Here is an 18,744-nt window from a genome sequence, read left to right as displayed (position 1 = left end):
GGGTATGGCCGTCGGTTCCCGGAATCTGCTGCGTACCTGCCCGCTCTGTGAGGCGGTCTGCGGGCTGACCCTCACCCTCGACGCCGACGACCAGGTGGTCTCGGTGCGGGGCGATCGTGACGATCCGTTCTCGCGCGGATTCCTCTGCCCCAAGGGGGCCAGCTTCGGCAAGCTCGACGGCGACCCCGACCTGGTCCGCACGCCGCTGGTACGTGACCGGTCGACCGGCGAGTTCCGCCCGGTGAGCTGGGACGATGCCTTCGATCTGATCGCCGAGCGGTTCCCCGCCGCCCTCGGCGCCGACGGCAACCGGGCCGCCGGGCTCTACCTGGGCAACCCGAACGCGCACACCGTCGCGGGGGCGCTGTACCTGCCCGCGCTGATCCGCGCGGTCGGCACCCGCCACATCTACTCCGCCAGCACCGCCGACCAGATGCCCAAGCAGGTCGCCGCGGGGCTGATGTTCGGTGATCCCCTGTTCGTCCCGGTGCCGGACCTGGACCGGACCGACCACCTGCTGATCCTGGGCGCCAACCCGCTGGAGTCCAACGGCTCGCTGTGCACCGCGCCCGACTTCCCCGGCAGGCTCAAGGCGCTGAAGGCGCGCGGCGGGCGCCTTGTGGTGGTCGACCCGCGCCGCACCCGGACCGCCGAGCTGGCCGACGAGCACCTGTTCATCCGGCCGGGCACCGATCCCGCACTGCTGCTCGGCATCGCGCACACCCTGTTCGCCGAGGACCTGGTGAGCGTGACCGTGGACGTGACGGGCCTGGAGGAGGTCCGCGCCGCCGCCGCGGACTTCACCCCCGAGGTCGCCGCCGAGCGGACCGGGATCGACGCGGACACCGTGCGCCGCCTCGCCCGTGAGCTGGCCGCCGCCCCGTCGGCCGCGGTGTACGCGCGCATCGGCACCTGCACCGCCGAGTTCGGCACCCTGACCCAGTGGCTGGTCGACGTGCTCAACACGCTCACCGGCAACCTCGACAGCCCGGGCGGGGCCATGTTCGCCCAGGCCGCCGCCGGTGGCGTCGCGCGCAGCAAGCCGTTCCGGACCGGGCGCTGGCGCAGCCGGGTCCGCGACCTGCCCGAGGCCATGGGCGAACTGCCGGTCGCCACCCTGGCCGACGAGATCGAGACGCCGGGCGAGGGGCAGATCCGCGCCCTGATCACCGTCGCGGGCAACCCGGTGCTGTCCGCGCCGAGCGGCGACCGGCTCGACACGGCCCTGGCCGGGCTGGAGTTCATGGTCAGCGTCGACCGGTACGTCAACGAGACGACGCGGCACGCCGACGTCATCCTGCCGCCGCCGCGCTCGGTGCAGTCCCCGCACTACGACTTCGCGCTGCTGCAGTTCGCGGTGCGCAACTACGCGCGCTACTCGCCGCCGCTGGTCCCGCTCGGCGATCGACCCTCGGAGTCGGCGGTGCTGGTCCGGCTGGCGGCCGCGGTCACCGGCCAACCGCACGCGGGCACCGGCGCGCAGAGCGCCATCGCACAGTTCGACGAGTTCGTCATCGCGACCACCCTGGCCAAGGCGGGCCGGGCGGAGTCGCGCGGCGAGCTGACCGGCGCCGACAGCACCGAGCAGCGCATCGATCTCATGCTCCGCCTCGGCCCGTACGGCGAGTGGAACGGCGGCAAGCTGAATCTGTCGGTCCTGCTGGACAATCCGCACGGTCTCGACCTCGGTGCGCTGCGGCCCCGGCTGCCCGACGGGCTGCGCACGGCGTCGGGCCGGGTCGAGCTCGCCCCGCCGCAGCTCATCGCCGACGTCGCCCGCCTGCGCGCCCGGCTGACCGAACCGGTGCCCGCCATGACGCTGATCGGGCGCAGGCAGTTGCGCTCCAACAACAGCTGGATGCACAACATCGCCGGCCTGGTCGGCGGGTCCAACCGCTGCACGCTGCACGTCCACCCGGACGACGCCGCGCGGCTCGGTCTCGGCGAGGCCGCCACGGTCCGTTCCGCGGCGGGCGCCCTGCGGGTGCCGGTGGAGACGACGGCGGCGATCATGCCGGGCGTGGTGAGCCTGCCGCACGGCTGGGGTCACGGCGGCAGCGCGCAGTCGGTCGCCCGCGCCAACGCCGGGGTGAACGCCAATGCGCTGACCGACGATTCGGTGATCGATCCGGTCTCGGGCAACGCGGTGTTCAACGGTGTCCCGGTCACCGTCGAGCCCGCTTGACCGGTTCCCCGCCCAGAAACCTTTGCGCAAACGGGCGATTCGCCCGGTTCGCAATCGTGGACTCGCCACGCGGTGACCCTCGCTGACCTAGACTTCACTGCGAGATTGCGGTCACAGCGGGGGTTTCCGACCGAATACCCCCATTCAGCAGGTTCGGTAATCGAAGGGGGCGCCATGCCCGGAACACCGGTCGGCAGCGACGGCGAGCACGAACTACAGGAAAGATTCCGGACAACGGACCGCGCCGAGCGTTTCTACGACGATCAGGTGCTCGACTACCTGAATCCCACCATGATCGAGTTCATGGCGCGGATGGACATGGCGTTCATCGCGACCGCCGACGCGCACGGCGAGTGCGATTCGAGTTTCCGCGCGGGCCCGCCCGGGTTCCTGCACGTCATCGACGAACGCACGATTGCGTACCCCGAATACCGTGGTAACGGGGTGATGGCCAGCCTGGGCAACATCCTCGAGAACCCGCACGTCGGCATTCTCATGATCGACTTCGTGCGTGACCTCATCGGCCTGCACGTCAACGGGTCGGCCCGCATGGTCGACGACGCCGAGCTGCGCACCACCGTCGAGGACCTGCCCGAGCCGCAGCGCGGCCGCGCCGCCCAGGTGTGGGTGGTCGTCGACGTGGAGGAGGCCTACATCCACTGCCGCAAGCACATACCGCAGATGGTCCCCGTCGGCGCGGAACGCCAGTGGGGCACCGACAGCGTCCGCGCCAAGGGCGGCGACTACTTCGGCAGCAAGCAGAGCAGGAAGCGCGCGGCCGCGGCGGCCGCCAAGGCCAGTTGACCTAGGAGATCCGGAAGATCACCACGCGCTGCACGACGAAGTTGATGACGGTGGCGGTGCCCTGCGCGACGACGAACGCCAGCGGCTGCCGCCACCACTCGTCGGGCAGCGCGAAGTAGAGCGCCGCGTTGATCCCGACCTGCACGGCGAAGGTCAGCGCGTAGAGCGCGATCACCGCCAGGAAGCGGGCCCGGCTCGGCTCGGCCTTGAAGGTCCAGCGCCGGTTGATCAGGTAGGCGGTCGTGGTGCCGCACACGAAACTGATCGCCTTGGCCACGCTCACCGGCAGCCCGACCGCGTACAACAGCAGGCTGTAGATGCCGTAGTCGACGATCGCGGAGAACCCGCCGGTCAGGGTGAAGCGGACGATCTGCGTCTTCAGATCGACATCGGTGCCACCCGGCTCGTCGACGACCGGAATTTCCGCGGGCAGCGGCAGATGCGGTTGAGCAGACACGCGCACAGCCTAGGTCACTGAGGCATATCCCACTGCACGCCCACCGCCGGGACGGGTCATCGGTTCGGCTATGCATGTAGCCTCTATCAACGATGTCCGAGAACATTACGACCCCCGCGGAGCAGGGCGCGTTCACCACGCGGACCCGCAAGCTCACCGGATGGGGTCGCACCGCAGCCACCTCCGCCGAAGTGCTCTCGACCAGCGATCCCGAGGTGATCGTCACGGCCGTGCGCATGGTCGCCGAGGACAACGACTCCAAGCCCGCGCATCTGCGACGCGGCGTGATCCCGCGTGGGCTCGGCCGCTCCTACGGTGACAACTCGCAGAACGCGGGTGGCCTGGTCATCGACATGCCCGCGCTGAACAAGATCCACCGCATCGACTCGGCCACCCGGCTGGTCGACGTGGACGGCGGCGTGAACCTGGACCAGCTGATGAAGGCGGCGCTGCCGTTCGGCCTGTGGGTCCCGGTACTCCCGGGCACCCGCCAGGTCACCATCGGCGGCGCGATCGGCTCCGATATCCACGGCAAGAACCATCACAGCGCAGGCAGCTTCGGCAACCACGTGCGCTCGATGGAGCTGCTCACCGCCGACGGTGAGGTCCGCCACATCACCGCCGAGTCCGACCCGGAGCTGTTCTGGGCGACGATCGGCGGCTGCGGCCTGACCGGCATCATCCTGCGGGCCACCATCGAGATGACGCCGACCGAGACCGCGTACTTCATCGCCGACGGCGACGTCACCGCCACCCTCGACGAGACCATCGCCTTCCACAGCGACGGCTCCGAGGGCTCCTACGAGTACAGCTCGGCGTGGTTCGACGCCATCGCCCCGCTGCCCAAGCTGGGCCGCGCCGCGATCTCGCGCGGCAACCTGGCCAAGCTGGACCAGCTGCCCGCGAAGCTGCAGAAGGATCCGCTGCGATTCAACGGCAAGACCTTCTTCACGCTGCCGGACGTGTTCCCCAACGGCCTGGCCAACAAGTACACCTTCGGCCCGATCGGCGAGATCTGGTACCGCAAGTCGGGCACCTACCGTGGCAAGGTCCAGAATCTGACGCAGTTCTACCACCCGCTCGACATGCTGGGTGAATGGAACCGCGGCTACGGCTCCAACGGGTTCCTGCAGTACCAGTTCGTGGTGCCGCCGGAGTCGGTGGAGGAGTTCAAGCGCATCATCGTCGACATCCAGGCCTCGGGCTTCTACTCGTTCCTGAACGTCTTCAAGCTGTTCGGCCCGGGCAATCAGGCTCCGTTGAGCTTCCCGATGGAGGGCTGGAACATCTGCGTCGACTTCCCGATCTCGCGCGGGCTCAACGAGTTCGTCACCGAGCTGGACCGGCGGGTGCTGGAATTCGGCGGCAGGCTCTACACCGCGAAGGACTCGCGCACCACGGCCGAGACCTTCCACAAGATGTACCCGCGCATCGACGAGTGGATCAAGGTCCGCCGCAGCGTGGACCCGAACGGTGTGTTCATGTCCGACATGGCCAGGAGGCTGGAGCTCCAGTGATCAACGCAGTTGGCAATCCGCAGACCGTGCTGCTCTTCGGCGGCACCTCCGAGATCGGTCTGGCGATCTGCGCGGAGTACCTGCGCAAGGGACCGGCCCGCATCATCCTGGCCACCCTGCCCGGCGACCCGCTGCGCGAGGACGCCGTCGCGGAGATGAAGGCGGCGGGCGCGACCCAGGTCGACGTCCTCGACTTCGACGCCCTCGACACCAAGAGCCACCCGGCCGTCGTGGACGCCGCCTTCGCCGACGGCGACGTCGACGTGGCGATCGTGGCGTTCGGTGTCCTCGGCGACGCCGAGGAGCTGTGGCAGAACCAGGCCAAGGCGGTCGCGACCGCGGGCATCAACTACACCGCCGCGGTGTCGGTCGGTGTGCTCGTCGGCCAGAAGATGAAGGACCAGGGCTACGGGCGCATCATCGCCATGTCCTCGGTGGCGGGCGAGAAGGTGCGGCGCTCCAACTTCGTCTACGGCTCGACCAAGGCGGGTCTCGACGGCTTCTACCTGGGTCTGGGCGAGGCGCTGCGCGAGTTCGGCCCGCGGGTCACGGTGGTCCGGCCCGGGCAGGTGCGCACCAAGACCACGCTGGACCACTGGGCCGCCACCGGCGCCAAGGAAGCCCCGTTCACCGTGAACAAGGAGGACGTGGCCCAGCTCGCGGTCGCCGCCTCGGAGAAGGGCAAGGAGCTCATCTGGGCGCCGGGCGAGGTCCGGTTCCTCATGTCGGCGCTGCGGCACGTGCCGCGCCCGATCTTCCGCAAGCTGCCGCTGTAGCGCGGGTCCGCTCGTCGGTGAGGCCGCGTCGTCCGTCCGGGCGGCGCGGCATCGCCGTCTCCGGGTCGGCTCACACGGCCACCGACGCGGCCTCGGCCAGGGTCGGGTAGTCGGTGTAGCCCTCCGCGCCGCCCACGTACATCAGGTGCGCGTCGCGGACCGGGTTGAGCGGAGCGCCGAGGCGCAGGCGCTCGACGAGGTCGGGGTTGGCCAGGAACGACCGGCCGAGCGAGATCAGGTCGGCGCCCGCCGCGAGCAGGGCCTCCGCGGCCGCCCTGCCGCCGTCGGCGGGCAACGGGACGCCCCAGCCCAGGTTCGGGTTGGCGACGAGAGTGCCCGTCCACAGGTCGCGGATCCGCCGGAAGACGGCCGAGTCCGGGTCGGCGAAGACGTAGTGCAGGTAGGCGAGGCCGAGCCGGTCCAGCGCGGCGACCAGTTCCGGGTACAGCGCCTCGGTGTCGGTCTCCGCGATGCCGTTGACGGTGCCGCCGGGCGAGACCCGCACGCCGACCCGCTCGGGCCCGATGGCCGCGGCGACCGCGGTCACCACCTCGACGGTGAGCCGGATGCGCCCGGCGATCGAGCCGCCGTACCCGTCGGTGCGCAGGTTGGTGTTGGTGGCCAGGAACTGGTGCAGGAGATAGCCGTTGGCGCTGTGGATCTCCACGCCGGCGAACCCGGCGGCGACGGCGTTGCGGGCGGCGGACACGAAGTCGGCCACGGTGGCCTCGATACCCGCGACCGTCAGTTCCTCGGGAACGACCGCGGGCACGTCGCCCGCGGGGGTGTGGATGGGCTCGGGCAGCGGCACGGGTGACGGCGCGACCGGCGTCAGCCCGCTGTTGGCCGGGTGGCCGACCCGCCCGCCGTGCTGGAGCTGCAGGAACATCGCGCCGCCCGCGGCGCGCACGGCCTCGGTCACCGCGCGCCAGCCCTCGGTCTGCGCCTCGGTGTAGGCGCCGGGGATGTGGGTGTAGGTCTGGCCGACCGGGTTCGGCGTGGTTGCCTCGGCGATGATGAGGCCGGCGCTCGCGCGCTGCGCGTAGTAGGTGGCCATGAGCGGGGTCGGCACGCCGTCGGCGGCGGCCCTGTTGCGGGTCATCGGCGCCATGACCAGGCGGTTCGGCAGGTGCAGCGCGCCGAGGTCGGCGGGGGTGAACAGGTTCGGGGTGACCGCGTCGTTCGTCATGCGGGTACCGTAAAACCTGACACCGGTGTGAGATTCAAGCCCGGAGACGAAAGGCCAGGTGACAGATGCGGATCGGTGAACTCGCCCGCCGGACCGGGGTGAGCGAACGCTCCCTGCGCTACTACGAGGAGCAGGGCCTGCTGGCCGCCGAGCGCACGGCCGGCGGGCACCGCGATTATCCCGACTGGGCCGTGGATCGGGTCATCCACATCCAGGAACTGTTCGCGGCCGGCCTCACCAGCAAGCGGATCGCGCAGATCCTGCCCTGCATGCGCGACACCGACGGCGGCGCCAACGAATTCGCCACGCCCCAGCTGGTGCGCGCGCTCACCACCGAACGCGCGCGGATCGATCGGATGATCACCGATCTGGTCCGTTCGCGCGAGGTGCTCGACGACGTCATCGAACGCGCCGGGGAACGTTTCGCGGCTTCGCACTAGGCTTGCCCCGATCTGATCGGGTGACTAGCCGGAGGCAACGTGCAGGGGATCGACCGGGGGGCAAGACGTATCGACGACGACCTGCGGGTCGATCCGGCGGACGGACTCCACGCGTGAACGCGGGTGTCCTGGCGCGCCGGGCCGGCCGCGGGCTCGGGGAGGCGCTGGCGGCGGCGGTCGTGGCCGCCCTGGTCGCCGCGATCGGGCTGTTCGCGTTCGCGGTCGTCCAGTGGCCCGCCTTCAACTCGTCCAATGTCACCAAGGCACTGACCACCGTCGGCCAGGTCGTGGCGGCCGCGCTGCTGGTCGCGTCGATCACGCTGATCCGGCTGCGCCGCAGGCCGGTGGTGGCCAAGCTGCTGTCGTGGGTCGGCCTGTCGACGTTCGTCACGGTCACCCTCGGCATGCCCCTGGCCGCGACCAAGCTCTACCTCTACGGCATCTCGGTCGACCAGGAGTTCCGCACCGAGTACCTGACCCGCCTGACCGACAGCCCCGCGCTGCGCGACATGACCTACGCCGACCTGCCGCCGTACTACCCCGCGGGCTGGTTCTGGATCGGTGGCCGGGTCGGCGACGCGCTCGGCATGGACGGCTGGGAGGTGTTCAAGCCGTACGCGATCGGGCTGCTCGCCGTGTTCGCGGTGATCGCGCTGGTGCTGTGGTCGGCACTGGTCCGCGCGGACCTCGCGGTGGGCGCGGCGGCCGCGGTGACCGCGATGACCATCGCCTACGCCTCCCCCGAGGCCTACAGCGCGGTCCTCATCCTGCTCATCCCGCCGGTGCTGATCCTGGCGTGGGGCGCGCTGCACCGGCCGGAGCCCGACGGCGCGACCGCGGGCGGCTGGGGCGCGGTGCTCGGCACCGGCCTGTTCCTCGGGCTGGCCGGATGCTTCTACACGCTGTACTTCATCGCGGGCGCGTTCATCGTCACCCTGATGGCGGTGGTCGCGGCCGCGCTCGCGCTGCGGGCGCACCGGCAGCTCACCCGACCGCGGATCGGCCGCCGCGAACCCGTCGACCTCGGTCCCGCCTGGCGGGCGGCGGTGCCGCCGCTGGTCAAACTGGTCGTCATCGGGGCGATCTCGGGGCTGATCGCGCTGCTGGTGTGGGGCCCGTACCTGAGGCAGGCCGCCACCGGCGCGACGGCGAGTTCGGGCACGGCCCTGCACTACCTGCCGACCTTCGGGGCGGAGATGTCGTTCCCGATGACCGAGTTCAGCCTGCGCGGGGCGTTCTGCCTGCTCGGCACGATCTGGCTGGTGCTGCGGGCGGGCTCGTCGCGGCGGGCGCAGGCGCTCGGCCTCGGCGTGATCGGCGTCTACCTGTGGACGCTGCTGTCGCTGGCGGCCACCGCGATCGGCACCACCCTGCTCTCCTTCCGGCTCACCCCGGTCCTGCTCGTGCTGCTCGCCGCGGCGGGCGCGTTCGGGTTCTTCGAGGGCGCCCGCGCGCTCTACCAGCTGTTCGACGAGCCCGCCGGCCTGCGCGTCGCCGCGGCGGTGGTCGCGGTGCTCGGCGCCCTGTCCTTCGCCCAGGCCATCCCCGGCGTGCTGACCCACGAGATCGACCTGGCCTACACCGACACCGATGGCAACGGTGAGCGCGCCGACAAGCGTCCGCCCTCGGCCGAGTCCTACTACCGGGCGATCGACGCGGCCCTGCGCACCCAGACCGGGCGGCCGCGCGACGAGACCGTGGTGCTGACCGCCGACACCACCTTCCTGGCCATCTACCCGTACTTCGGTTTCCAGGCGCTGACCTCGCACTACGCGAACCCGCTCGCCGACTTCTCCGGCCGGGCGGCGGCCATCGCGCGGTGGAGCGAGGCCGCCTCCCCCGAGGCGCTGCTGACGGCGATGGACGCCGCGCCGTGGCGGGCGCCGGACGCGTTCCTGTTCCGGCACGAGGGCGACCGGTACACGCTGCGGCTGGCCGAGGACGTCTATCCCAACGACCCGAACGTGCGGCGCTACACGGTGTCCTTCCCGGCCGCCCTGTTCGCCGACCCGCGCTTCGAGACCACCGATATCGGGCCCTTCACGCTGGTTACCGTCCGGCGCTGACCCGCCGACCGGCACCCCCGACGACCCGGCGCAGGTCATCCCGATCGCGCCGGGTCGTTTTCGCGATGTTCATCCCGCCGGGCAACCGCGCAGCACTACACTGACTGGTGCGGCACGGTCGCCCGCGCGACGCGGACGGCGCTCCACCACTCGATCCACGGTTCGAACCGGGTCGTGACCGGCCCGCTACGCGGAGGAGGACATATGTCCGATCCGATGCACACCAGGATGTGTTTGACCGGCGGGAACCTCACCTGTCCCAGCGTGAGCGTCTTCCTGGTCCCCGAGCCGCTCGTGCGCGGCGGCTACATCCTGCACCTTCTCGAGCAGGCCCCGGTCCGCGACCGAAAACCGGTACCCGACGCCGAGCTGATCGCCCTGATCGAAGCCACGTCCGCGCCCCTCGGCGCGCGCGATCTCGTCCACGCGCACGAGCAGGCCTACACCGGGCCCCGGCACGATCCGACCGCCGCCCGCGAGGTCCTGCACGATCACCTCATCGAGGACCCCGAACCCGGCGGCCTCGACATCGACGATCCGGTCGAGCTGGATCGGCTGTCCCTGCTGCCCGAGCATCCGATCGGCCCGCGGCGTATAGAGGACTTCCAGTCCTTCGCGATGCGCCAGGCGATGGCGGCGGTGTACCGGCACTTCGCGGTCGATCAGCGAATCCCGTTGCTGTACCACGGTTTCGCCGACCCGGCGGAGGGCTGGTTCGCGTTGCGTGTCTCCGCGGCGTGAGATGGGTAACCACGGGTAAGCCAGGCGTGATATCCCACACCTGACCCGGTCAGAGCGGGTATCCCGACCATACGGCAGCGCATGCGGGGTACGCTGCGCCTTGTTCGAAAGTTCGGCCGACCGGAGTACACCGACTCGGTGTCACTCCGGTACGGATGCAGAGGTATTGCTATGACGCTCAGCAGGCAGGATCGTTTCGATCTGCTGCGCCCACGACTGGCGCGCGAAACTGCCCCTCCCCCGGCCCTGCCCTCGCTCGCGGCGGTCGAGCAGGCCATGGTCGACCTGGCCATCACGCTGTTGCAGCCGGGTCAGCGGTTCGCCACCGTGCGCGCCGTCGCCGTCGGCGACGGGCTGTCGGCCTACATCGAGGTGCGCCACCGCGACGGCACGGTCACCGAACTGGAGGCGCCGCCGGACCTCGTGCACTACCTGGCCGAGCACAAGCGGATGTCCTACGACCCGCACGCGGGCGCGTGGCTCGCCGCGGAGGTCTTCGTGGCGGGACCGACCCGGTTCAAGACCGCGTTCTCCACCACCGAACTCCCCGAGGGCACCGCGCCCATCACCGCTGACCAGCTACGCGGCGAGCTCGCGGCCTTCCCCCGCCCGGACACGGCGGTGCCCGCGTGGGGCCGCGCGCTGCTGGCCGAGAGCACGCGCGCCGCGGGCTGACCGCGCGGGCCCGGCCGTCGCGGTTAGCATCAATCCCCGTGCCGGACCGAACCAACCGAGCGTTCCAGAGATACCGCCTGATCGCCCTCGTCGCCGGGCTCCTCGGGTTCCTGCTCGCGCTGCTGACCCCGCTGCTGCCGGTCCGTCAGGACCGGGCGAGCCTGGACTGGCCCCAGCCGGGCGCGACCAGCGTCGAAGCGCCCCTCGTGTCGTACGTGCCCCAGCGCCTCACGGCCGAGCTGCCGTGCGCCGTGCTGCGCGGCCTGCCCGAATCCGGCACCACCACGCTGCTGACCACCGTCCCCGCGGCCTCCGGGCAGACCGCCAAGGGCCTGTCGGTCACCGTCCGCGACGGCGTGCTCGGCGTGCAGGCCCGCGATGTGCCGATGCTCTCGGCGCCGGTCGCCGAGATCGGCGGCTGCGCGAGCGTCGCGATCGACTCCACCGTGGAGGCGACGACCGTCGAGTTCCGCGGGGTAACCCGCCAGGACGGGTCCCCCTTCCGCAACACCGTCACCGTGGACAAGCGCCCGCAGATCGTCGGCGTGTTCACCGACCTCGACGCCGCGGCCCTCACCGGGGCGGCGCTGCACGCCGACATCGACTCCCGCTTCAGCTCGACCCCGACCCCGCTCAAGCTCGCGGCGATGGTCGTCGCGGGCGTCGCGACCGTGATCGCCCTGATCGCGCTGCACCTGCTCGACACCGGCGACGGCCGCCGGGCGCGCCGCTTCCTGCCCCGGCACTGGTGGCAGGTCTCCGGCGCGGACGTCGCGGTGGTCGGCACCCTGCTGGTGTGGCACGTGGTCGGCGCCAACACCTCCGACGACGGCTACATCCTCAACATGGCGCGCGCGTCGGAGCACGCGGGCTACATGGCCAACTACTACCGCTGGTTCGGCGTGCCGGAGGCCCCGTTCGGCTGGTCCTACGAGGTGCTCGCGTGGATGACGAAGGTCAGCGACGCGAGCCCGTGGATGCGGCTGCCCGCGCTGGCCGCCGGGCTGGTGTGCTGGGCGGTGATCAGCCGCGAGGTGCTGCCGCGCCTCGGCGCCCGCGTCCGCCGCGACCGGGTGGCGCTGTGGACCGCCGGGCTGGTCTTCCTCGCGTTCTGGCTGCCCTACGACAACGGGCTGCGCCCCGAGCCGCTGATCGCCGCGGGCGCGCTGCTCACCTGGTGCGCGATCGAGCGCGCCGTCGCGACCGGCAGGCTGCTGCCCGCCGCGCTGGCCGTGCTGATCGCCGCCTTCTCCCTCGCGGCGGGCCCGACCGGCCTGATCTGCCTGGCCGCGCTCATCGCGGGCGCGCGGCCGGTGCTGGAGATCATCGTCAAGCGCGCGCAGGGCGTCCGGCCCCGCCGCGTCGCCGCCGACGAACCCGACGGCGACGCGGCCGCCCCCGTGCCCGCGCCGCGACGGTCCCTCGGCGCCACCGTGTTCCGCTACGCCGCCCTGCTCGCGCCCGGCCTCGCCGCGGGCACCGTCGTGCTGACCGTCGTGTTCGCCGATCAGACCCTGGCGACCGTCATGGAGGCGACGCGGGTGCGCACCCTGGTCGGCCCCAACGTGACCTGGTTCGACGAGCGCACCCGCTGGGACTCGCTGTTCATGCTCGCCCCCGACGGCTCCCTCTCGCGGCGCTTCGGCGTGCTGGTGATGCTGCTGTGCCTGCTGGTCTGCGTGGTGCAGGTGCTGCGGCGCGGCCGGATACCGGGGACCTCGCGCGGGCCGTCCGTGCGCATCCTCGGCATCGTCTTCGCCTCGCTGCTGCTGATGATGTGGACGCCGACCAAGTGGACACACCACTTCGGCGTCTACGCGGGCCTGGCCGGTTCGCTGGCGGCGCTGGCGGCGGTCGCGGTGGGCGCCGACGGAATCCGCGCCCCGCGCAACCGCGCGCTGTTCACGGCCGCGGTGTTGTTCCTGCTGGCCTTCACCTTCACCGGCTCCAACGGCTGGTGGTACGTCTCCAGCTACGGGGTCCCCTTCTGGGACAAGGCGCCCGTGGTCGCAGGCAAGGGCCTGTCGACGCTGTTCCTCGGCCTCAGCGTGCTGGCGCTGCTGGTCGCGCTGTGGTTCCATCTGCGTGCCCCGTACCGGAAGCCGCGCGCGCCACGGCGTTTCGATCGTTTCGCGACCGTCCCGCTGACCATCGCCGCCGCGCTGGTCGTCCTGATCGAGGTCTTCTCGCTGGTGAAGGGCGCGGTGACGCAGTATCCCGCGTACTCGATCGCCAAGTCCAACATCGAGTCGCTGCGCGGGAATCCGTGCGCGCTGGCCGACGAGGTCCTGGTCGAGACCGATACACCCGGCTCGCTGCTGACCCCCTACACCGGCGCGCCCGCCGACGGGCTCGGCGCCGAGTCGACGGGATTCACCCCCAACGGCGTCGCCGCCGACCTGACCGCCGACGCGGAGGAGACCGCCACCGGCGGAGCCAATTCCGTGGAGTCCACCGAGAACAAGACCACCAAGACCACCGGCGCGGGCACCGGCGGCGGCACCACCGCGCAGACCGGTCTCAACGGCAGCTCCGTCGCGCTGCCCTTCGGCCTCGATCCCGCCCGCACCCCCGTCCTCGGCTCCTACCAGGACGGCGTGCAGCAGCAGGCGAAGCTGACCTCGCAGTGGTACCGCCTCGACGCGCCGCAGAGCCTGCGGGACGATCCCGCCTATCAGGCGCTGATCATCACCGCCGCGGGCCGCATCCGCTCGGTGGACGCCGACGGCATCGTGCACTACGGCCAGGACCTGAAGGTGGAGTACGGCGTTCGCGGTCCCGACGGCACCGTCGACGTGCGCGGCTCGGTCGTCCCGCTGGACATCGGCCCGGCGCCGTCGTGGCGCAACCTGCGTGTCCCCCTCGACCAGCTCCCGGCGGGGACCGACGCCGTCCGCCTGGTCGCGGCCGACAACGACATCACCCAGAAGCAGTGGCTGGCCGTCACCCCGCCGCGGCTGCCGAAGCTGGCCACCCTGAACTCCGTGGTCGGCTCGACGGCGCCCGTGCTGCTGGACTGGCATGTGGGCCTGGCGTTCCCGTGCCAGCGGCCGTTCGACCACCACAACGGTGTCGCCGAGGTCCCGCAGTGGCGCATCCTGCCCGACCGCGTGGGTTCGGACGCGTCCAACGCCTGGCAGGACGACATCGGCGGCGGCCCGCTCGGCTGGACCGGCCTGCTGCTGAAGTCCCAGACCGTCCCCAGCTACCTGTCCCACGACCTCGGCCGCGACTGGGGTTCGCTGGAACGCTTCACCCCCTACGTCGAGGCCGTGCCGGCCGAGATCGGCGTCACCCGGCAGACCGTGAGCGGCAGGCTGAAGGAACCCCCGATCCGCGCCCAGGGCTGACCCGCCGGAGACCGGATCGGGCCCGGGTCTCGGCGGTGCGCCGCACCGTCGGGACCCGGGCCCGCGCTCGTCGGCGCAGGGATGCGCGAGGTCCGCAAGACCCAGGTTTCGATGTCCTCTGAAATCAAGATGTTTCACAGTCGCGGCGCCTACGCTCACCCGCAAGCACGCAGGAGGGCAACATCATGCAGTACCGAAGGAACATCACCCGGGCGGTCGCCGCCCTCAGCATCGCCGCGACGGGGGCGTGGTGCGCGGGCGCCGCGGGCGCGGACGCGCAACGCGTCGTGTCGATCTCCTCGCCGACCCCGCGCGTCGGCTGCACCTACACGGTCGAGAGCACCGTGCTCGGCGGCTCGCTGGAGAGCGTGCTGTTCATGGACGGCACCGAGACCATCCCGGCGAGCCCCCTCGCGCTCACCCAGTCCGCCGCGGGCAACACCCGGGCGGTGTCGTGGACCCCGACCACCGCGGGCACCCACACGATCACCGCGCACTACGCCTACCTCAGCGCGTCGATCATGCCGTCCACCCTGACCGTGGTCGTCGCGCCCGCCGAGGGCACCGGCAGCGCCGGCTGCGGCATCGGCTCGTGGCTGTCGAGCCTGTCGGCGGGGTAGCAGGGGCAGCACAGGGGCGGCACGCCGCCCTTGACCTGGCAGTGCCGCGAAACAGCCGCTCGCCCAGCGGGTTTCACGGGCGTGAAAGAGCTGTAAATGGCAGTGCCAAGACGCTTCACCTCGAGGTTTGGGCACGTAGGCTTGAGGGTATGACAGGAGCCTTCGATGACATGGATCTGCGGGATCTCGTCGATCTGCTCAACGACGACGAGAAGCGCGAACTACGACCGGCAGTGATGCGAGTCCTGGACAGACTGCCCTCGCAGGAGGTCTTACGCCGAGAGCTCGGCCGTCGCATCAACGCCTGAACCACCACCAGCACCAGAACCGCCACCGAACGACCCGAGGCGCGGACCGGCATCCGGTCCGCGCCTCATCACGTCTGTGGCCGAGCCTCAGAACACCCGGAGGTTGCCGGGGCTCCACAGGCCGGACCTGGTCGCCTCGCCGGTGGTGATTTCGGCGGGGACGGCCTTCATGTACTGGTCGTAGCGCTCCAGCGAGCCCCAGTCACGGGCCCAGTCGTCCTTCAGGTAGGTCGGGACGGTCACCCGGCTCGCCAGCATCTGCGCGAACCCGAGCGGGCCACCGAACTCCTCGGCCTGCCAGGTGTCGGTGGAGGAGATCGCCAGCGGACGGTCCGGCAGGATGCGGTAGTTGGGCACCTCGGCCACGCCGTAGCGGTGATCGAACGGGCGCTGGCACGGGAACTGCAGGCCGACGGCCCAGTCCAGCAGGACCGGCTGGGTGCGGCCCAGGTAGCTGTCCAGCGACTTCAGCACCGGCACGCGCGGCGGGGTGAACGCGAGCCACTGGTCGCCGATGAGGATCGGGTCGTTGGCCAGGATGCGCACGGTGTCGGCCTCGGGCGCGATCTCGTCGCGGGGCACCCGCAGGTTGCGCCAGGACGGGAACGGGCCGATGTCGCGCGGCTGGTACACGCCCAGCGACTCGATGGTGCCGTCGGGATTGCGCTTGCCGTACTCGAGCAGCAGGGACTGGCCGTACTTGTCGGCGCCGGTGTCGTCCTTGGAGGCGATGCGGCCCGCCGCGCTGATGACGATCAGCGGCGAGTCCGCGGACCGCGCGGGCAGCCCGTACCAGGCGGACTCCAGGTGGGCGGGCTGCTGCACGCCCTCCTGGTAGCTGCCCTGGATGGGGGTGGTCGCCGGGTCGAGGCCGAAGGGCAGCGCCACGGTCGAGCCGTTGACACCCTGGGCGCCCTTTCCGCCGCCGGTGCCCGCGCTCTCGCCCTCGGCGAAGGCCGCGCCGACCGACTGGTTGCTGGTGTTGCCGGTGCCCGGCTTCACCTCGACCGCGTCGGCGGACAGGTCGTTGGGCACGCCGTTGGGGCTGAAGCCGACCGGATCGGCCCCCGCCAGCGGATCGTTCCGGTCCTTCCACGCGGGCGCGGACGGGTCGACGACCGGCTCCAGCCTGCCGCCGTTGGGATCGGATTCGACGAGCACGTCGTTGGCCAGCCCGCACGACTTGCCGAACAAGGCGTCGACATTGGAGCGGCCCAGCGAGTAGGCGGGGTACTGCTGCACCGCGCCCTTGGCCAGCGAGGCGACCTCGAGCAGCACCATCAGCGCCGCGACCACGGTCAGCGGGATGGCGGCGAACTTGCGGATCCGCTTGCCGCGCGCCGACTTCGGCGAGGGCTGCGGCTTCACGTAGTCCTCGCGCAGCCCGTACCAGGCCACCAGGGCCAGCGCCAGGCCGAACAGCACCAGCATCACGGTGTTGGACTCGAAGCCCTTCAGCGAGATGGTCTTGTCGAACCACGGCACGCCGAAGCTGGAGACGTACCAGTAGCCGTTGATCCCGGAGAACGACAGCGCCAGCACGAACAGCAGGCCGGCCAGGAAGATCGCCCGGTTCTTGCGGGAGCGCAGGGCGCTGGCCGACACCGCGACGGCGGTCACCGCGGCCAGCGAGCCCGCGATGCCCGCGTACGCGCCGAAGTGGTGGGTCCACTTCGTCGGGTTGAACATCATGAAGAAGATCGTGCCGATGACCACGCCCATCAGCCGCCAGGTCGGCCCCGAGGCGATGCCGGGCACCTGGCGGCGGCGCAGCAGCACCAGCATGGTGGTGAACAGGCACAGCAGCATCGTCAGGAAGGCGAAGCGGCGGGCCAGCGAGCCGTCGACCGTCTCGACGAACAGGTAGTAGTAGCGCAGGTAGTCCTCGTACCAGGCCAGGTTCGGGCCGGTCGCCTGCCGCACCCGGTTGGCCTCCTGGATCCCGGCGAAGGTCTGATCGCCGTAGACCACCGTGAGCACCAGCAGGCCGGCGGACGCGATCGGCGCGAGCAGCGCCGTCGTGCCGAACTGCCGGTGCCTGCGCACCACGATCCGCACCAGCGGCCGGATGCCGGCGAGCAGCGCGGCCACACACATCAGGCCGGTGGGCGCCGCCGCGAGGGTGAACGCCGCGACCAGCACCGCGACACCGGCGGGCAGCAGGCGGCCGGTGGCGATGGCGCGCTCGATGGAGACCCAGGTCAGCAGGGCGCCCAGCGCCACGATCGGTTCCGACCGGAGGCCGTTGTCGAAGGGCAGCCAGAAGGCGAGGAAGACCAGGCCGCCGGTCCACAGCGCGACCTTGCTGCGCTTGACGCCGTTGCCGAGGCGGGGCACCACCTCGCGGCTGATGACCATCCAGCACAGGATCGCGCAGAACAGGGCGGGCAGCCGCACCCACGGGCTGGCGGTGGAGACCTCGGCGAACGCCTGGATGACGTAGTAGTACCAGCCGAACGGTGCCTCGGGCACGCCGTACCAGCGGAAGTAGTTGGCCATGTAGCCCGCGTGCGGCGCGACGCGGACCATGCTCAGGATGTAGCCGTCGTCGGAGGTGTTGGCGCCGACGAAGTGCCACACCAGCAGCGTGCCGACGACCGCGCCGTCGGCCCAGGTCGGCCTCAGCCAGTTGGCGGGCAGGAACCGGCGGTGCCCACGGCCGTCGCTGCCGTCGAGCCGGGCCAGGGCGGCCAGCGCGAGGAGCGTGCACAGCACCGCGGCGACGATGGCGACGAGCTTGACGATCGACGGGCTCGACGAGAAACGCGAGTCGACGTCCATGTGGAACGACAGCCCCGCGGGCGCCGCGCCCTTGAGGTCGGTGAAGACGCCGACCACCTGCGGGCGCAGGTCGCCGTTGAGCTGCCCGGTGACCGGCACGCGCACGGTCTCGGTGACACCCGGCTGCCCCTCGACCGGCCGCTGCACCTCCTTGGTCAGGCCGGTGAACTCCGCGGTGGTCCGGTCCCGGCCGGACTCGATGAGAATCTCTGTGCAGCCGCCCATCTCGGCCCGCGGCGCGGAGGCGACCACGGCGTTGCGCAGGACCACGTCGACGCTGCTGTCGGACACCCGGACGAACATCGCCTCCAGCGCCGCGCGGTCGCCCTGCGGCGGCGCGGTAGCCAGCAGCATGCCGCCCTGTGCGGGCAGCTGGGCGACGGTGGCGCACGGGATGGTGGCGGTGACGTCGAGTGGCACCTGCGACATCAGGGGCGCCTGGACGTTGCCCACGGTTCCGCCCTGTGGCCAGTTCACCTCGGCCGTGGTCTGGGTGACCGGAAGGAACGGCGTCGCCAGCGCGAACAGCGCACCGAGTATGCCCGCGATCAGGGCGATCCAGCGGGCGGTCCGGAAGTCCTTCGCGGAAGCCGCCGGCTGGGCGGGCGGCTTGGTGAGAACGGCAGTTGCGGCGTCTGGCACGGTTCGCCATGGTATCTGGCCGCCGGATGTTGCGAGGTGGTCGCACGCCGCGGCCGGTTCCCGGATGACGGGCCCCGGGTGCCATATACTGGGCCACCGTTTGAAGTTCAACTGTTTCATTAATGGTCGCGGCCCGCGCCGCGCGGCCGGCCGGAAGTGCCGCTCCCTCAACGGGTTCCACGGCCAGAGCCAT

At 71.2% G+C, this 18,744-nt stretch carries 14 protein-coding genes; 11 read left to right on the top strand and 3 right to left on the bottom strand.

What is annotated here, in order from left to right; all coding sequences use genetic code 11:
* Window positions 1-4: 4 nt before the first annotated feature.
* Complete coding sequence (locus ON36_RS00965; RefSeq protein ID WP_043646543.1) at window positions 5-2,185, top strand: molybdopterin-dependent oxidoreductase; 2,181 nt, start codon at window positions 5-7, stop codon at window positions 2,183-2,185.
* 174 nt (window positions 2,186-2,359) lie between these two features.
* A complete protein-coding gene (locus ON36_RS00960) occupies window positions 2,360-2,989 on the top strand; it encodes a pyridoxamine 5'-phosphate oxidase family protein (RefSeq protein WP_043646540.1) in 630 nt (209 codons plus the stop codon).
* Window position 2,990: 1 nt separating this feature from the next.
* Here ON36_RS00960 and ON36_RS00955 read toward each other — a convergent pair whose 3' ends face one another.
* The gene (locus tag ON36_RS00955; RefSeq protein WP_083884826.1) at window positions 2,991-3,446 is read right to left on the bottom strand and encodes a GtrA family protein; all 456 of its coding nucleotides are present in this window, start codon (window positions 3,444-3,446) and stop codon (window positions 2,991-2,993) included.
* Window positions 3,447-3,538: 92 nt separating this feature from the next.
* Here ON36_RS00955 and dprE1 point away from each other — a divergent pair, with 92 nt between their 5' ends.
* A complete protein-coding gene (gene dprE1 / locus ON36_RS00950; RefSeq protein WP_043646537.1) occupies window positions 3,539-4,963 on the top strand; it encodes a decaprenylphosphoryl-beta-D-ribose oxidase in 1,425 nt (474 codons plus the stop codon).
* Window positions 4,960-5,739, top strand: a complete 780-nt coding sequence (gene dprE2, locus ON36_RS00945) for a decaprenylphospho-beta-D-erythro-pentofuranosid-2-ulose 2-reductase (RefSeq protein ID WP_043646534.1) — start codon at window positions 4,960-4,962, stop codon at window positions 5,737-5,739. The genes dprE1 and dprE2 overlap by 4 nt, the downstream gene beginning before the upstream one ends.
* Window positions 5,740-5,809: 70 nt before the next feature.
* Here the strand turns inward: dprE2 and ON36_RS00940 are convergent, their stop codons facing one another.
* Window positions 5,810-6,928: an alkene reductase gene (locus ON36_RS00940; protein WP_043646531.1), complete on the bottom strand. Its 1,119-nt coding sequence runs from the start codon at window positions 6,926-6,928 to the stop codon at window positions 5,810-5,812.
* 65 nt (window positions 6,929-6,993) lie between these two features.
* Here ON36_RS00940 and ON36_RS00935 point away from each other — a divergent pair, with 65 nt between their 5' ends.
* From ON36_RS00935 to ON36_RS35365, 7 genes are all read left to right on the top strand, one after another.
* The gene (locus tag ON36_RS00935) at window positions 6,994-7,368 is read left to right on the top strand and encodes a MerR family transcriptional regulator (RefSeq protein WP_043646527.1); all 375 of its coding nucleotides are present in this window, start codon (window positions 6,994-6,996) and stop codon (window positions 7,366-7,368) included.
* 113 nt (window positions 7,369-7,481) lie between these two features.
* Complete coding sequence (locus ON36_RS00930) at window positions 7,482-9,434, top strand: galactan 5-O-arabinofuranosyltransferase (RefSeq protein ID WP_052313517.1); 1,953 nt, start codon at window positions 7,482-7,484, stop codon at window positions 9,432-9,434.
* Window positions 9,435-9,638: 204 nt separating this feature from the next.
* Window positions 9,639-10,175, top strand: coding sequence for a hypothetical protein (locus tag ON36_RS00925; protein ID WP_043646523.1), 537 nt, complete (start codon window positions 9,639-9,641; stop codon window positions 10,173-10,175).
* A 171-nt stretch (window positions 10,176-10,346) separates the two neighbouring features.
* On the top strand, window positions 10,347-10,850 hold the full coding sequence (locus tag ON36_RS00920; protein WP_043646520.1) for a hypothetical protein: 504 nt from the start codon (window positions 10,347-10,349) through the stop codon (window positions 10,848-10,850).
* A gap of 32 nt (window positions 10,851-10,882) precedes the next feature.
* Window positions 10,883-14,200, top strand: a complete 3,318-nt coding sequence (locus ON36_RS00915; protein WP_043646574.1) for an arabinosyltransferase domain-containing protein — start codon at window positions 10,883-10,885, stop codon at window positions 14,198-14,200.
* A gap of 185 nt (window positions 14,201-14,385) precedes the next feature.
* Window positions 14,386-14,820, top strand: a complete 435-nt coding sequence (locus ON36_RS00910; RefSeq protein WP_043646517.1) for a hypothetical protein — start codon at window positions 14,386-14,388, stop codon at window positions 14,818-14,820.
* Window positions 14,821-14,969: 149 nt separating this feature from the next.
* The gene (locus ON36_RS35365; RefSeq protein ID WP_169334665.1) at window positions 14,970-15,128 is read left to right on the top strand and encodes a hypothetical protein; all 159 of its coding nucleotides are present in this window, start codon (window positions 14,970-14,972) and stop codon (window positions 15,126-15,128) included.
* Between the two features lie 87 nt (window positions 15,129-15,215).
* Here the strand turns inward: ON36_RS35365 and ON36_RS00905 are convergent, their stop codons facing one another.
* Entirely contained in the window at window positions 15,216-18,551 is a 3,336-nt protein-coding gene (locus ON36_RS00905) for an arabinosyltransferase domain-containing protein (RefSeq protein ID WP_043646514.1), read from the bottom strand.
* Window positions 18,552-18,744 lie beyond the last annotated feature (193 nt).

The sequence above is a fragment of the Nocardia thailandica NBRC 100428 genome (assembly GCF_000308795.1).
GTDB classification, from domain to species: Bacteria; Actinomycetota; Actinomycetes; order Mycobacteriales; family Mycobacteriaceae; genus Nocardia; species Nocardia thailandica.
The sequence above is the reverse complement of the archived record's forward strand: the minus strand, read 5'-3'. Positions and strand labels throughout refer to the sequence as shown.

What these genes read in the sequence shown, in the direction of transcription:
- ON36_RS00965 (WP_043646543.1), top strand. Translation starts at nt 5, where the DNA reads ATGGCCGTCGGTTCCCGGAATCTGCTGCGTACCTGCCCGCTCTGTGAG.
- ON36_RS00960 (WP_043646540.1), top strand. Translation starts at nt 2,360, where the DNA reads ATGCCCGGAACACCGGTCGGCAGCGACGGCGAGCACGAACTACAGGAA.
- dprE1 (WP_043646537.1), top strand. Translation starts at nt 3,539, where the DNA reads ATGTCCGAGAACATTACGACCCCCGCGGAGCAGGGCGCGTTCACCACG.
- ON36_RS00940 (WP_043646531.1), bottom strand. Translation starts at nt 6,928, where the DNA reads ATGACGAACGACGCGGTCACCCCGAACCTGTTCACCCCCGCCGACCTC.
- ON36_RS00935 (WP_043646527.1), top strand. Translation starts at nt 6,994, where the DNA reads ATGCGGATCGGTGAACTCGCCCGCCGGACCGGGGTGAGCGAACGCTCC.
- ON36_RS00925 (WP_043646523.1), top strand. Translation starts at nt 9,639, where the DNA reads ATGTCCGATCCGATGCACACCAGGATGTGTTTGACCGGCGGGAACCTC.
- ON36_RS00920 (WP_043646520.1), top strand. Translation starts at nt 10,347, where the DNA reads ATGACGCTCAGCAGGCAGGATCGTTTCGATCTGCTGCGCCCACGACTG.
- ON36_RS00910 (WP_043646517.1), top strand. Translation starts at nt 14,386, where the DNA reads ATGCAGTACCGAAGGAACATCACCCGGGCGGTCGCCGCCCTCAGCATC.
- ON36_RS35365 (WP_169334665.1), top strand. Translation starts at nt 14,970, where the DNA reads ATGACAGGAGCCTTCGATGACATGGATCTGCGGGATCTCGTCGATCTG.